A 14,363-nucleotide genomic window follows, 5' to 3' on the forward strand; every position below is an offset into this window, starting at 1 on the left:
TGGACCGTGGTGTTCAATCACTTATTCTCCAAGTGATGCTTGGATGAAGTCATGGAATAGACGTTGTGGACGTTCTGGACGCGAAATCAATTCTGGGTGGAACTGTGATGCCACGAACCACTTGTGTTCTGGGATCTCAATGATTTCTACGAGACGACCGTCCGGGCTCGTACCTGAGAACTTGAAACCTTCTGCTTCAAACGCTTCACGGTACTCGTTGTTGAACTCATAACGGTGACGATGACGCTCGTATACGAGCTCTTGATCGTATGCGGCGTGCGCGTTTGTCCCTTTTTCGAGTTTACATGGGTAAAGTCCGAGACGGAGTGTGCCGCCGAGGTCCTCGATGTCCTTTTGCTCTGGAAGAAGGTCGATGATCGGATACGGTGTCGATGGGTCGATTTCAGCCGTATGGGCGCCGTCCAACTTCAAGACGTTACGGGCAAACTCGACCGTCGCGAGCTGCATTCCGAGACAGATCCCGAAGAATGGGACGTTGTTTTCACGAGCGAAACGTGTCGCTTCGATTTTCCCTTCGATTCCACGCTCACCGAATCCACCAGGAACGAGGATACCGTCTGCATCGCCGAGGATGTCTGAGACATTTTCAGCTGTCACGTCTTCTGCGTTGATCCAGTCGATGTCGATGTCCGCGTTGAACGCATAACCTGCATGCTTGAGCGCCTCTGCGACTGAGATATACGCATCACGCAACTCGACATATTTCCCGACGAGTGCGATTTTCACTTTCTTCTCAAGGTGTGTGACCGTGTGAACGAGCTCTTTCCAAGCCGTCATGTCGGCAGCCGGTGTGTTGAAACCGAAGTAGTCGTTGACGAGTTGGTCCATTCCTTGTTTTTGAAGGTTGAGCGGTACTTCGTAAAGCGTCGACGCATCTTGCGCCTCGATGACCGCTTCTTTACGCGTATCACAGAAGAGTGCGATTTTCTCGCGCATGTCTTCCGGAATGTCGTGCTCCGTACGGAGAACGATGATGTCTGGTTGAATCCCGTAACTGCGAAGCTCTTTGACGCTGTGTTGCGTCGGTTTCGTCTTCATCTCACCTGCCGCACGAAGGTAAGGAACGAGCGTACAGTGAACGTACATGACGTTCTCTTTTCCGATGTCATTTTTTACTTGGCGAATGGCTTCGATGAACGGAAGAGATTCGATATCTCCGACTGTTCCACCAATCTCTGTAATGACGACATCAGCGTTCGTCTCACGTCCTGCACGGAAGACACGGTCTTTGATTTCATTCGTGATATGTGGAATGACCTGAACCGTTCCACCGTTATAGTCTCCACGACGCTCTTTCTTCAAGACAGTCGAATAAATTCGCCCTGATGTGACGTTCGCGTTTTGCGACAAGTTAATGTCGATGAAACGCTCATAGTGTCCGAGGTCAAGGTCAGTCTCAGCACCATCATCTGTAACGAATACTTCTCCGTGTTGATACGGGCTCATCGTACCTGGGTCGATGTTGATGTATGGGTCAAACTTTTGAATCGTCACGTTAAGTCCTCGATTTTTGAGTAGACGCGCGAGTGAAGCTGCCGTGATCCCTTTACCGAGCGAAGATACTACCCCGCCTGTTACGAAAATGTACTTTGTCATGTTTCTTTCTCCTCTCTTGAATACCAACCATCGGGAAACGAAAAAACAAAAAAAGCAAAAGTGCCCCCGTGAATGGAGGACACTTTTGCTGCATCGTTACGTGCTAAACTAGCCCATGACTAATTTACGCCAGAGACGATACAGTCGTCAAGATATTATTTTTTCTTTTTTTCAAGTCGGTGAAAACGACTAAAAAAGAAAAAGAGACACGCCTAGCCGGGCGCGATGCCCGGCTTTTTGCGGTCTCTTATAAATCATCCTCGTCTTCGAGATCGAGGTCGTCGTCCAAGTCGTCGTCCTTGAAGTCATCAAGGCCTTCTACTTTTTCTTCTTCGTCCTCATCGTCAAATTCAGATGAATCATAATCTTCTACTTTTGCGAATACATCCAAGTCATCTTCGATATCGACGATGCCTTCGTCTGCTTCTTCGAACTCTTCTTCGAATTCGTCAAGTTCACCACGTTGACGTGCTTCGATGACGAGATCTTCATCCGACTTGTCGAATGGATACCAAACGCGAAGCGCCCAACGGTTTGCTCCCAAGTTGACGAACAACCCGTCGATGTTCAAATCGGTGTAAAGTTGTGCGATTTTTTCGAGCTCTTCTTCTTCACTCGCAAACGTATAGTTTTGCTTGATCTTTTCGCGAATCTCATCAAAAGAAACAGGCTGTTCGCCAGTTTCTTGGAGAAGTTCATAAACGAAATCAATCAACGATTTATTCATTAAAGGACACTCCTTTTCCGTCACTAGTTAAACATCACTCCTCATTATAAACAAAAGCGATATGAAAAAGCTAGAGGAAATTATGATTCATTGGATGCCTCGGTTCGAATACGGAACCAATAGACAGTGATCAACCCGATATTGAACAACCACGTCAGTCCCAGAACGCCGAACATCCAACCTCGTGGGATTTGAAACGACAATTCCGCATTGACGGTCTGTCCAACGTATAAACCGTATCCCAACAAACCGACCATCAGAAATGAGTAGGACACGACCATCCCGAACCGCTTCCACAATTGAATGAGCAACGAGGCAAACTCTTTGTTTTCCCCGTACTCTTCGAATAAGTAAGCATGACTGACACTTGAATACATGGTTTGTGTATAACCACTGACAAATAATACTGGTATGAATGCGAGAGGTTCGATAAACCCTAGGAAAAAAACCAAAGAGGAGATGAGTAACACAAGATAAGGATGGCGCGCAAAATGAAACATGCGACTAAATAGAATCCACCCGATCACTCCCGTTAAAAATGGAACGAAGACGTAAAAGAGAAGTACTTGAAATGAATATAACGCAAGACTTACAAATACTGCCCCAATCAATGTCCAGCCACCAAACAGCCCGATTACGAATGATAATAATTGCACTTGCCGTGTACGACTAGCTGTAATGAATCGTCGGATCCGCTTTTGAAACATGAGCCAACCCACATAGCTTAGTAAGATAATCATTAAGGCAAACACTTCGATGTAGCCACGCGCCCCTTCTAGAAGACTGAGCAGACGACTAATCAATGTAAAGACAGTGACCGCTATAAAGGCACGGAGAAAAGAACGGGTGTCAAACTGCCATGTCGCAGATTTTTGAAGCGGTAATTTCCGAACAAAAAGCCAGGGGAGAATCAAACTGATCAAAAATAGAGCGACGGCAAGATTGTACGACTGCGTCAACGCATAGGAGAACACGGCAATCCAACCGACTAACCCGAGGACTAATGGTAATGAACTGCCACTCTTTTCATTCGAGTCAGTTTCTACAGCAGGCTTCAGTTCATTTAATTGCGATAAAATCGTCGTCATGATGGACCCGACTCCAATCGAGCCAACACCTACCAAAAATGCGCTCCATTCAATGGCACGATCAAATGGAAGAACAAAACACACGAGACCGACGACAAGGACAGACAAAGCAATTAAAAACGTATCTTTTGAGCCACGTCGTCCGATAACATAAACCCACAACAAGAGTCCTGACATGCTCGATACGTAAAAAATAAGGAACGGAATCAATCGCCCGACCCCTTCTTCGACTGCCATGATGGATAAAAACAAAATCTGGGGAAGGATTTGGCTACTAAGCGCACTGACAATCGTCAACAGGACCACTATGTTTTTCATACATCCGCACCTCACTTAATATGGAAGATCCAGTTCCTCAATCCTCCTTTCCCGAAACCATTTGTATACGAACCTGCTTTACAACACATCTAGTTCTCCGTTTCTTCATATTTCTGCCGATATAGAAAAGAACGCCAAATTAGATATGAAATAGAAGGAGAATAAACAAATGGCACTTTTTCGTAAGACAACTTCAACTCATTTCGTCGCTTCCGAAGGTTTTCCCGAAATTCAGACAATTGCTAAACCGTCTGACTCAAATTTGAACGGACGTGCTCACTATATGGGTTATACGGCCTCCCAAGTGAAGCGCCTACAAGACATGGCGCCACTCGTAGAATCTGTTTTAGATGAAGTTCTTGAAAACGTACTCGATCACTTAATGCTTCAACCTGAAATGGTCCGAATCGCTAACGCTTCATCAACAAGGGAGCGTTTAAAGAAGGTATTCGCCGATTATTTCCGTAGTTTATTGACCGGGAACATCGATGATAAATTCTTAGCCATGCGAAAACGAATGGGACAGACACATCATCACTTTGCGGTCCCTGTCGTCTGGTTCCTCGCGACGTACTCTGCTTTTAACACACTCCTCGTGCCAAAAGTCGTCGAGACGTATCAACATGATCCGGCTACTTTAACCGAATCTCTTTTGGCGTTATCACACGCGATGAATCTCGACGCGCAAATTGTTACGGAACAATACGTCAATGCCCGTCTCGATGAACTCGAGTCCGCAAACGAAGCCCGTGCCACATTGTTAAGCGACGTCTCACGCGTCAGTGCAGAAGTCGCTACGACGATGGACCGAACAGGGCAAGCGATGTCTGAAACAAGCAATCGAGCGCACCAAGTTCTTGCGGAAACGGAGCAAACGGAAAAGATGAGTCGTCACTTGATGACGTTGACACATACGAACGGCGAACAAATCGAACAGATGGAAGTCGAATTCAAACAATCTGCCACTTATGTAGACACTTCGCTCGATCGCATCACAGCTCTAAAAAATGGTTCTCAAGAAATCGTCAACATGACGCGAAGCATCGAACAAATCGCCAACCAAACGAACTTGCTCGCCTTGAACGCTTCAATCGAAGCGGCTCGAGCAGGAGAACACGGGAAAGGATTTGCCGTCGTCGCCACCGAAGTGCGCACACTCGCGGAAAATGCAAAACAACTGAGCAGTCAAATCAATGCGCTCATTCATGAAAATGAAGCCAATATCGCAGCACTCTTTGATCAAATGGGGCATATGCATCGGACGAACGATGAAGCGATGCGTCAATTGAATGACGTCAAGGCTAGTTTCTCGACCGTTCAAGAAGAAATGGGGCAATACGTTCTTTCGTTTGAACGGAACAAACAAGATCTCGAACAGATGGTTGAAACCATTTCATCCATCAACGAGACGACACAAGGTTTGTCTCATTTGACCTCTTCGCTTCTCTCCACAGCTGAAATGCAATAAACAAATAAGGCACGGTCCACGGACCGTGCCTTCCTGCATTATTGTACAACCGGTTCTGGTATCTCGATGGCTTTCAGCGAGCGATCGAGTAATTCGACAACGTCGAACGTGCCGACCGTCTCATCGACTTCCTTCGCTTTTGTCCCATCCGATAACATCGTCAAACAGTACGGACATGCCGAACCGATAACCGTCGGCTTCGTTTCAAGCAGTTGTTCCGTCCGAGCCACGTTGACACGCGTCCCGACTTTCTCTTCTTGCCACATGAGACCACCGCCGGCTCCACAACACATGCCGTTTTCACGGTTACGTGTCGCTTCGACAAGTTCGACACCCGGAATCCGTTCGAGGACGAATCGCGGTGCATCATAAATGCCGTTGTAACGACCGAGGTAACATGAGTCGTGATAGACGACACGTTCGTTCACTTGAAGATCCGGCTGAATCCGACCCGTATCGAGCAATTCGGCGAGCAACTCCGTATGGTGATACACTTTCACACCATCAAGTCCGAAGTCTGGATACTCGTTTTTGAATGTGTTGTAGGCGTGTGGGTCGACCGTGACGATCTTCGTCACCCCATACTTCTCAAACAATTTAATGTTCGCTTCGGCGAGTTCTTGGAAGAGTAACTCGTTTCCGATTCGACGAGGTGTGTCCCCTGAGTTCTTCTCTTCGTTTCCGAGAATGGCGAATGAGACGCCCGCCTTGTTCAAGACGCTCGCAAAGCTCTGCGCGACTTTTTGGCTACGGCTATCGTAAGAGCCCATCGCGCCGACCCAGAAGAGGTATTCGAATTCTTCGCCTGCTTTTTTCTTCTCTTTCGCCGTCGGAATGACGAGTTCTGTATCCTTGCGCCAGTTCTCGCGTTCTTTCCGGTTCATTCCCCATGGGTTTCCTTGACGCTCGATGTTTGCGACCGTGCGCTGCGCCTCCGGATCCATCTTCCCTTCCATCATGACGAGGTAACGACGAAGGTCGATAATTTTATCGACGTGCTCGTTCATGACCGGACATTGATCTTCACAGTTTCGGCATGTCGTACACGCCCAGATTTCTTCTTCCGTGATGACGTTGCCGATCAATTCGTCTGCGACGAGCATATGGCCATCTTGCGCCGCTGCTGCGATTTCAGCACCTTGCGTGTTTTGGAACATGAGTGCCGGTGCCCACGGTGATTTTCTTGTGACCGCCGCACCTTTCATATTCATATGGTCACGAAGTTTGACGATCAAGTCCATCGGCGACAACATCTTCCCTGTTCCCGTTGCCGGACATACATTCGTACAACGTCCGCACTCGACGCAAGCGTATAAGTCGACGAGTTGCTTCTGGTTAAAGTCTTCAATCTTGTTGACCCCGAAGACGATCTCTTCATCTGATTCTTCTGCTTCTTCCATCGCTGAAAAATCAACAGGTGCCAAGCGACCGACTTTGTGTGTGCGCCCGAGCCAGACGTTGAGCGTCCCGGCGATCAAGTGCGCGTGTTTGCCTTGCGGGATGTAAACCATGAAGCTGAGTAAGAATAAGAGGTGCATCCACCAAAAGACGACGAACAAGGCGAAAGCGACCGGACCCGGTACCCAAGCAAACGCTGAACCGATGAGTGTCGCGACCGGTTCACCCCACATCGGAAGCTCTTCTTTATAGACGAGATAAAACCCGTTCCCGAACAAGACGGAAACCATCAACCCGCCGATGAAAATGAGGGCGAGACCTGCTAAAAAGTTTCGTTTCAAGCGCACGAGCTTCTCGACGTAACGACGGTAGAATCCCCAAACGACCGCGACGAGAATCATGAGCATGACGACTTCTTGCATGAACGTGAAGATTGGATAGAGTGGACCGAGCGGGATGTGTGGGAAACGTGTTCCGACCGCTAGTCCTTTCCAAATAAAATCAATCGCCCCGAATTGGACGAGGATAAAGCCATAAAACATCATGACGTGAATGGCGCCACTCTTTTTATCCTTTAACAATTTCTTTTGACCGAACACGTTGATCATGACCTGTTCGAGTCGTTCTTTGTTCGTTTGGCTCCATTCTGCCTTCTTCCCGAGCTTGATGAATGTATAACGCTGGTGAACCAGCGAAGCAAATAAATACACCCCATAGCCGAGGACGAGCAAGAATAGAATCCAGTTGACGATTAAAAATGTAGACATCCCCAAAACTCCCCCTTTTGAAAACGGATTCAATCTTGAATTCAGTATATCAAATGATGAATGAACAGTCATTCATTTTTGTGAAGTTCTCGTCAGAAGTTTAGAAGATGTTTCAAGATGAGCAATAATCCCCCATAACTACATACGGCCAAAACGAATGTGCGGAAGTGCAGATTTCGGTCGGACGGGAGTTCAAACTTCACGATATTGAGAATCATCGCACCGGCCACGAACGCAAAACAGAGCGCTTCGACGTGCGCGGGCAAGTCAATCCAGCGTGAAAAGAACCCTCCGAGCAAAATCCCACCGCTCAACAAGTAGCGTCCTTGTCGCATATAACGTTCACCATAGTGCCGGTTCAAGTCATGCCCGAGCGCCAAAAAGTGGACACCGAGCGCCGTCGCATAAAAGCTTCTTGCAACGAACGTCACGGAGTCGGCCGTCACCACGTACGCTGAAAATGTCATGTATGCCGTGAGCAAGGTCACCTGCAGCCAATACGAAACGGCCCGATCGACCGCCTCATCTTGGAAATGAGGTGTCCGAACGAACCGCATCGTGCCATAGAACAATGTAAACCCGATAAGACTGACGATGTAGATTTCTGAAGGTAAGGCCAGATTCAACCAATCGACACGAAGTGTGTCCTGGCGTTTATTCAGCGACGGCAAGAGATACATGAAGAAGTACGTGATGGCGACCCCGCTCGAGAAAGAGAACCACTTCTTTGAAGGAACGGTCTCTTCCCGGAACAAATAGATGCCGAAGAAGTTAATCAGCGCCAAATAGATGATAATCCAGTTCGCCATCTCGTCTTCATCCTCTCAAGTCGATCCAAAACCGCTCGACGATCGTCCCGTCTTCTTCTGTATACGGTGTGTCCGCGACGCCTCCATTGTTTAAAATGACCTGACGAGAAGCGACGTTTGTCCGATTACACGTAATTAAGGCACGCTCAATTCCTAGCTCTTTCACTTTCTCAAGCGCAAGTTGTAATTGAACCGTAGCGAGTCCTCGCCCACGCGCGCTCGGTTTCACTCCATATCCGACATGCCCACCAATCTTCAAGAGCGATTCATTCAAGTCATGACGAATGTTCGCCGCCCCGAGAAGCTCTTCTCCGTCCGTGAGCCAATACGTCGTGCTCGGGACCCAGCCTGCCTCTATGTTCTCGGGCAACTCTTTCTGACGTAACGTGTTGACGTATGCCTCAAAGTCCGTCGTTTCACGGTCCACCGAGGTCGGGACGATCCGCTCATCCCGTTCGTACCATTCCTGTAAAAATGCGAGAATCTGTTCTTTTTGTTCGACAGATGTCTTGATTAGTCTTAACATCACATTTCCCCCTTTATTCATTTCCATTCGCGCTCTCTAAATTGATTTCCTTGTTCCTTCATCTTAGAGAACGGACACGCCATTTAAAATAGACGTCCGGAATGAATTGTGTCCCCTTTCAACCATAAAAAAAGTGCCATCCTGTTCGGATGACACTGTCGGTATGCTTATTCTTCGAGTCCGAGACGTTGCGGCATGTGCGGAGCGAGTTGTCTCGCTTCTTCTAACCGTCCTGCTTCAACAAGTGTATGGAAATGTAAGAACTGTTCGTGCGATGCATCGCTGATGGCTGCCAAATAATCGACGTACCGATCGTAGACCGCTTTGTCTTCTGGGCGTGCTTCAATGAGTGCGATATACAGGCGAACGGTATCCTCTCCATATAGGAGTGGGAACTCGTCGTTCAATTGAAGGAGTTTATCGATCGAATTGACATCAACACCGTTCTCCTGGTCGTAGTGCGTAATGACTTGTTCGGCATGGTCCTCGAGGCGACCGCGCCACTCTTCATACTCTTCTTCGTTCGTTTCGAGCATCTCGAACCAATCTTCGTTCAACATCTCTTCAATCTTGTTTACACGTTCTGTAAAGTTCATCAGTCTTCTCCTCCTTCAAATGTCCATGTGACATGCACTTCATATATGCCAACATCTTCTTCATTCATGGACAACTCATATACGAACGTACATGATTCTTCTGACACATCGAGGCGCGATGTCGTCGTCGCCATCGTCATCGACATATATGGATTCTTGTATAAGCTTTGCGTGAAGCGACCTTCGATGAAGGAGTGATTCATCTCGATCGGTCCTTTACAGATCAGCGCCAATCGTTCCGGCGTGTACTTGATTGTCGTCGGGACCGGTCCGTCCTCTTGTTGTTGGTCAAACATTAAAATAAAGCCAGTCTTCAATGGATAGTATAAACCGTCAGCCGAGAGCTCGATCGCCTCTGGCATGTCACTCATCCGTGTTGTTTGCTGGACACGCACGCGAAGTGGTTCAATCGCCATGCTCATCCCCCTTTCCGTCAATTCATCGTACCATATGTGGTAGGAGTCGTTCTATCGACGGCGCTTCGTTTTCACGTAGACGAGATGGTCTACCCAATTTTCGTTCTCATAAATAAACCCTTCTCTCGTACACTCGTATGACATGCCGACACGCTCCGCGAGACGAATGGATGCTTCATTGTCGAGATTGATATGTGCCTCGATTCGTTGAAAGTTCAACTCGTCAAAAGCGATGCGCATTGCCAGGTCGACTGCTTCCGTCCCATACCCCTGACCCCAATGCTGATTATGAATCGTATACCCGACCCTCCCCCATTGAAACGCATCTCGCGCAAGAGTAGAAAAATCCACCATACCAAGGTGTGTCCCATCGTCGAGTCGGAAAACGGCGAAGACATGTGCCTGGTCTTCAAGCGCAAGTGACTGATGATTGTCGACTAGCTAGTCAAACCAAACGGACGTACAGTCGCTCATGTCTAATTTCCCAGGATCATACTCGTGTTGCGAAACAAGACGATTTGTAAAGCCGCTTAACCATGCCGCATAATCCTGCTTCTCTAACGGTCGTACGATAATTCGATTTGTGTTTCGTTGATGTGTAAATCGGTTCAATCTCTCATATCTCCTTCCTATTGCTTTTATACAGTCAGAAAAACTTCTTCCACTTTCCTTCCGAAATCACATCGATCTTCCCCTCATTCACACGAATCGCGGTCTCGTCGTCAATCGCATAAGCGGGTGCCTGTAACGCTTCCGCCCATTCTGCCGCATCTCGTGACGTATTCTCCGGTAGCATCTCGTGGTCAAGGTGTGGAAAGATTGAGAAGTCGACAAACCCTAACGTCCCATCGCTCTGCTCATCAGATGAACGCCATCCGACAAATGCTTCCCCGATTCTTGGGGTCATCACCATGCTGCCCGCGCTCAATCCGACATAGACACCTTCCCAAGATGGGAGTAATGCCGCGACCCCGGACTGTTTCATCCAGTGATGTAAAAAGAGGGGATCGCCACCATTCACCAATAACACGTCCGCCCGTTCAAACGTCGGTCTCCATACCGATTCATCGATACTCGGGAGCACGCTCAGTTCGAGCACCCCAACCGACTTCCAACCCAACTCACACATCGGTGCAGAGAAATCTCCGTTAAAAAAGTTCCATGCGTGCTGCGTTCCACCGTTCAACGCATAGATGGCTGTCGGGATACAGAGTGCCTCACACTCTTCAATCGGCTTGTTCAATAACTCGAGAAGTGATTGTTTAATGCTTTCGTTCTTAATACCTGCTGACGTTAATAACAGTTTCATCTACGTCCCCTCCTTTTCATCTCCCTATAAGGAGTTCGCATGAGTCAGCATTATCCCCTTCCACCAATAAAAAAGGCCGAAGACGAATTCTCGTCCACGACCTTGGAGTCCTGAAAAATTAGCTGATTTTATACACGCGACCTTCGAACGGCTTCAAGTGAAGAAGCATCGATTCAACGTCGCCTTCAATCGGCATGTTGCTCAAGACGACATCTTTCGCACGAAGTGTCTGATCCATATCGAACATCGTCTCTTTCGCCGTCAAGTTCGTGACGACAAGGTACTGCGTGTCACCGAGTGTACGCGTATACGCATAGACTTCCGGGTGATCCGGCAAGACAACATCATACGCCCCGTATACAAACGTCTCATCATCTTTACGAAGTTGAATCATCTCTTTATAGAAGTTAAAGATGGAGTCCTCATCTTCAAGCTGTGCTTCGACGTTAATGTCTGTATAGTTCGGGTTGATACCGACCCACGGCTTCTCTGCGAACGTGAAGCCGGCGTTCGGAGCGTCACTCCACTGCATCGGAGTGCGCGTGTTGTCGCGTGACGAGTTCCACGTGATGCGCATCATCTCGTCATGACTCTTCCCTTGCTCGACGCCGATATAGTAGCGATTGCGTGTCGCGATATCATCATATTGGTCGATTGAATCGAATTTGACGTTCGTCATCCCGATTTCTTGACCTTGATAGATAAATGGCGTTCCTTGCATGAGGAAGTACATCATCGCAATCGACTTGGCGCTCTCTTTCCAATAACGCTCATCGTCTCCCCATTTCGAGACCGTACGTGTCTGGTCATGGTTTTCGACGTAAAGTGCGTTCCATCCGTCAGCTTCAAGTCCTTTTTGCCATTTCGTCAACACGTTCTTCAAGTGGACGACATCGAGTTTCGAATCGGCGTCTTCACTCCATAGGTCCATGTGTTCGAATTGGAAGACCATGTTCATCTTCCCTTCTTTTTCACCGACCCAAAGGTGTGCATCGTCAGGCGATACGCCGTTCGCCTCACCGACTGTCATGATGTCATGTTTATTGAACGTCTCGTCACGAAGCTCTTCTAAATAGTCATGAATCCCGTCCACGTTCATGTGCATCTCAAAAGACGGTACAAAGTCGAGGTCGTTCGGGTTCGGCAAGTCAGCGAACGTTGGATTCTTGCGGATGTGGCTAATTGCATCGACACGGAACCCGTCGATTCCTTTTTCAAGCCACCAGTTGATCATGTCGTAGACAGCTGTACGCATCTCAGCGTTTTCCCAGTTAAGGTCTGGCTGTTTTTTCGAGAAGACGTGCAAGTAGTATTGCTCCGTCGTTTCATCAAATTCCCAAGCCGAGCCGCCAAAGATTGATTCCCAGTTGTTCGGCTTCGAGCCGTCCGGTTTACCGTCGCGCCAAATGTACCAGTCACGCTTCGGATTGTCTTTTGAGCTCTTCGATTCAATGAACCAAGGATGCTCATCCGACGTATGGTTGACGACGAGGTCGAGCAACAGTTTCATACCGCGCTGATGCACCTCGTCCAATAAACGGTCGAAGTCTTCCATCGTCCCGAATTCGTCCATGATGTCCTGATAGTCACTAATGTCATAGCCGTTGTCATCGTTTGGCGATTTATACATCGGGCAAATCCAGATGACGTCAATGCCGAGGTCTTTCAAATAGTCGAGCTTATCAATGATTCCTTGAATGTCTCCAATTCCGTCTCCGTTCGCGTCATAAAAACTGCGCGGATAAATCTGATAGGCGACGGCTTCTTTCCACCAGTTGCGTTTAAGTGTTTGTGTTTGTTGTTGTTCTCGTTGTAAAAGTTGCATGTGATCTAGATACTCCTTATCCCAAAACTCACTGCTCATCATTTATAATTATCTTATTCGTGCTGTGAACTTTATATCATTAGCGCAATCGTTTGCACGATGCAATAAATTTATCTTACCAAAAAACATTCGATGATACAAAGATGTTTCATCAGCATACTCAACGTGTACCCTACACGATTTTGAAAAGAAATGAAAGCGAGGTGCTTCATCATGTTTCGATTTGCTACACTTGATGATTTTTCAGCCATCGACCAACTGATTGTAAAGAAAGCGAAAGAGTTTCAGGCAGCCGGAAAGTCACAATGGGTCAAATATTTGGAGCCGAGTCGCTCGGATTATGTGCGACACGATTTAACGAAAGGGACTGTGTTTGTGTATGAACGTGACCACCAAGTCGTCGGTGCGGTCAGTCTCATCCCACCGACCGACTGGGACCATAACCTATGGGATGACCCCGACGGTGCCGTCTACTTGCACCGACTCGTCACGGACTCGAACGTAAAAGGAGAACGCCTCGGCGAGCGTCTGATGCAGTATGCCCTATCTCACACTGCTTCGACCGTTCGATTGGATTGCGTCGCAGACAACACGTTCTTGAATGGATACTATCCTCAATTCGGCTTCCGTTACATCGGAGAACGGAACGGATTTTCGTTATTTGAAAAACAGGCTTGACCTTGACGTGACGTCAACCTTTACGCTTGTTCTAAGGAGGTGAAGGGATGTATACGATTCAACAACTTGCGTCACTCGCCGGAACGACGACACGCACGCTTCGCCATTATGACTCGATTGGATTACTCGTCCCTATGCGTGACGACAATGGCTACCGCCGTTATACGTCGCGTGATGCCGAGCGTCTACAGCTGATCTTACTGTATCGAACGCTCGACGTTCCGCTCGATCAAATCGGACAGTTGCTCGATGCATCGACGTTTGACCGGTTCGAAGTATTGAGCGAACACATTGATGCGTTGAGACAAAAGGCAACCTACTTCGCACAGCTCGCGGAGACGGCGGAATCAACCCTCACCTCACTCAAAGGAGGGGTTCCGATGGAAGACAAGTCATTGTTCAAGGGATTGTCTTATGAAGAGATTCAAGCACATGAAGAAAAGCATCAAGACGAGGTACAGGAGCGTTGGGGAGAGAGTTCAGCTTACAAAACATCTCACGAACGTGCATCGAAGCGACCGAAAGCAGACTGGGAGCGCATGAATCAGATGCAACTCGATTTGATTGCGCCACTCGTCGATTTGTTTCGTTCACAAGTCGCAATCGAAGATGACCGCGTTCAATCGGTCGTCAGAGACAATCATCTGTTCATCCACACTCACTTTTATGATTGCTCGCTCGACATGTTCAGCGGACTCGGACAGATGTATGTGGCGGATGAGCGATTCACCTCCTATTATGACCGCTTCGAACCGGGGCTTGCATCGTACTATAATGAAGCCATCCAATATTATTGTATCGCCAACAGTTAAGTCCAAGCC

Annotated in this window: 13 protein-coding genes and 1 pseudogene; 3 read left to right on the forward strand and 11 right to left on the reverse strand. The window is 47.9% G+C overall.

The window, feature by feature from the left end; all coding sequences use genetic code 11:
• Positions 1 to 21 precede the first annotated feature (21 nt).
• The 3 genes from PJK55_RS09425 to PJK55_RS09435 form a co-directional block, all read right to left on the reverse strand.
• Positions 22 to 1,617, reverse strand: a complete 1,596-nt coding sequence (locus tag PJK55_RS09425) for a CTP synthase (RefSeq protein ID WP_031422194.1) — start codon at positions 1,615 to 1,617, stop codon at positions 22 to 24.
• Between the two features lie 247 nt (positions 1,618 to 1,864).
• A complete protein-coding gene (gene rpoE / locus PJK55_RS09430; RefSeq protein ID WP_012727404.1) occupies positions 1,865 to 2,344 on the reverse strand; it encodes a DNA-directed RNA polymerase subunit delta in 480 nt (159 codons plus the stop codon).
• 80 nt (positions 2,345 to 2,424) lie between these two features.
• On the reverse strand, positions 2,425 to 3,750 hold the full coding sequence (locus PJK55_RS09435) for a hypothetical protein (RefSeq protein ID WP_271305596.1): 1,326 nt from the start codon (positions 3,748 to 3,750) through the stop codon (positions 2,425 to 2,427).
• 169 nt (positions 3,751 to 3,919) lie between these two features.
• Here PJK55_RS09435 and PJK55_RS09440 point away from each other — a divergent pair, with 169 nt between their 5' ends.
• Positions 3,920 to 5,218 carry a methyl-accepting chemotaxis protein gene (locus tag PJK55_RS09440; RefSeq protein ID WP_271305597.1) on the forward strand — a complete coding sequence of 433 codons (1,299 nt, stop codon included), beginning with the start codon at positions 3,920 to 3,922 and terminating at the stop codon, positions 5,216 to 5,218.
• Between the two features lie 38 nt (positions 5,219 to 5,256).
• On the opposite strand, the gene PJK55_RS09445 is transcribed toward PJK55_RS09440, so the two are convergent.
• From PJK55_RS09445 to PJK55_RS09480, 8 genes and pseudogenes are all read right to left on the reverse strand, one after another.
• On the reverse strand, positions 5,257 to 7,383 hold the full coding sequence (locus PJK55_RS09445; RefSeq protein ID WP_271305598.1) for a heterodisulfide reductase-related iron-sulfur binding cluster: 2,127 nt from the start codon (positions 7,381 to 7,383) through the stop codon (positions 5,257 to 5,259).
• 92 nt (positions 7,384 to 7,475) lie between these two features.
• Positions 7,476 to 8,192: a hypothetical protein gene (locus PJK55_RS09450; protein WP_271305599.1), complete on the reverse strand. Its 717-nt coding sequence runs from the start codon at positions 8,190 to 8,192 to the stop codon at positions 7,476 to 7,478.
• Positions 8,193 to 8,199: 7 nt separating this feature from the next.
• A complete protein-coding gene (locus PJK55_RS09455) occupies positions 8,200 to 8,718 on the reverse strand; it encodes a GNAT family N-acetyltransferase (RefSeq protein ID WP_271305600.1) in 519 nt (172 codons plus the stop codon).
• A gap of 167 nt (positions 8,719 to 8,885) precedes the next feature.
• Positions 8,886 to 9,314 (reverse strand): hypothetical protein, encoded by a 429-nt coding sequence (locus tag PJK55_RS09460; protein ID WP_074035800.1) that lies wholly within the window; start codon positions 9,312 to 9,314, stop codon positions 8,886 to 8,888.
• Positions 9,314 to 9,730 (reverse strand): DUF1934 domain-containing protein, encoded by a 417-nt coding sequence (locus tag PJK55_RS09465; protein ID WP_214694605.1) that lies wholly within the window; start codon positions 9,728 to 9,730, stop codon positions 9,314 to 9,316. The genes PJK55_RS09460 and PJK55_RS09465 overlap by 1 nt, the downstream gene beginning before the upstream one ends.
• A 51-nt stretch (positions 9,731 to 9,781) precedes the next feature.
• Positions 9,782 to 10,342, reverse strand: a pseudogene (locus tag PJK55_RS09470) (GNAT family N-acetyltransferase).
• A gap of 34 nt (positions 10,343 to 10,376) precedes the next feature.
• A complete protein-coding gene (locus PJK55_RS09475) occupies positions 10,377 to 11,039 on the reverse strand; it encodes a Type 1 glutamine amidotransferase-like domain-containing protein (RefSeq protein ID WP_271305601.1) in 663 nt (220 codons plus the stop codon).
• A 118-nt stretch (positions 11,040 to 11,157) separates the two neighbouring features.
• Entirely contained in the window at positions 11,158 to 12,864 is a 1,707-nt protein-coding gene (locus PJK55_RS09480; RefSeq protein ID WP_271305602.1) for a glycoside hydrolase family 13 protein, read from the reverse strand.
• 213 nt (positions 12,865 to 13,077) lie between these two features.
• On the opposite strand from PJK55_RS09480, the gene PJK55_RS09485 reads away from it, so the two are divergent.
• Positions 13,078 to 13,542 carry a GNAT family N-acetyltransferase gene (locus tag PJK55_RS09485; protein ID WP_271305603.1) on the forward strand — a complete coding sequence of 155 codons (465 nt, stop codon included), beginning with the start codon at positions 13,078 to 13,080 and terminating at the stop codon, positions 13,540 to 13,542.
• A 47-nt stretch (positions 13,543 to 13,589) separates the two neighbouring features.
• A complete protein-coding gene (locus PJK55_RS09490; protein WP_271305604.1) occupies positions 13,590 to 14,354 on the forward strand; it encodes a MerR family transcriptional regulator in 765 nt (254 codons plus the stop codon).
• Positions 14,355 to 14,363 lie beyond the last annotated feature (9 nt).

The organism is Exiguobacterium sp. MMG028, assembly GCF_027947425.1.
Lineage (GTDB): Bacteria > Bacillota > Bacilli > Exiguobacteriales > Exiguobacteriaceae > Exiguobacterium > Exiguobacterium aestuarii_A.

Bases quoted from the DNA above. Each gene is read 5' to 3' on its own strand.
- PJK55_RS09425 (WP_031422194.1), bottom strand. From the start codon at position 1,617: ATGACAAAGTACATTTTCGTAACAGGCGGGGTAGTATCTTCGCTCGGT.
- rpoE (WP_012727404.1), bottom strand. From the start codon at position 2,344: ATGAATAAATCGTTGATTGATTTCGTTTATGAACTTCTCCAAGAAACT.
- PJK55_RS09435 (WP_271305596.1), bottom strand. From the start codon at position 3,750: ATGAAAAACATAGTGGTCCTGTTGACGATTGTCAGTGCGCTTAGTAGC.
- PJK55_RS09440 (WP_271305597.1), top strand. From the start codon at position 3,920: ATGGCACTTTTTCGTAAGACAACTTCAACTCATTTCGTCGCTTCCGAA.
- PJK55_RS09445 (WP_271305598.1), bottom strand. From the start codon at position 7,383: ATGTCTACATTTTTAATCGTCAACTGGATTCTATTCTTGCTCGTCCTC.
- PJK55_RS09450 (WP_271305599.1), bottom strand. From the start codon at position 8,192: ATGGCGAACTGGATTATCATCTATTTGGCGCTGATTAACTTCTTCGGC.
- PJK55_RS09455 (WP_271305600.1), bottom strand. From the start codon at position 8,718: ATGTTAAGACTAATCAAGACATCTGTCGAACAAAAAGAACAGATTCTC.
- PJK55_RS09460 (WP_074035800.1), bottom strand. From the start codon at position 9,314: ATGAACTTTACAGAACGTGTAAACAAGATTGAAGAGATGTTGAACGAA.
- PJK55_RS09465 (WP_214694605.1), bottom strand. From the start codon at position 9,730: ATGGCGATTGAACCACTTCGCGTGCGTGTCCAGCAAACAACACGGATG.
- PJK55_RS09475 (WP_271305601.1), bottom strand. From the start codon at position 11,039: ATGAAACTGTTATTAACGTCAGCAGGTATTAAGAACGAAAGCATTAAA.
- PJK55_RS09480 (WP_271305602.1), bottom strand. From the start codon at position 12,864: ATGCAACTTTTACAACGAGAACAACAACAAACACAAACACTTAAACGC.
- PJK55_RS09485 (WP_271305603.1), top strand. From the start codon at position 13,078: ATGTTTCGATTTGCTACACTTGATGATTTTTCAGCCATCGACCAACTG.
- PJK55_RS09490 (WP_271305604.1), top strand. From the start codon at position 13,590: ATGTATACGATTCAACAACTTGCGTCACTCGCCGGAACGACGACACGC.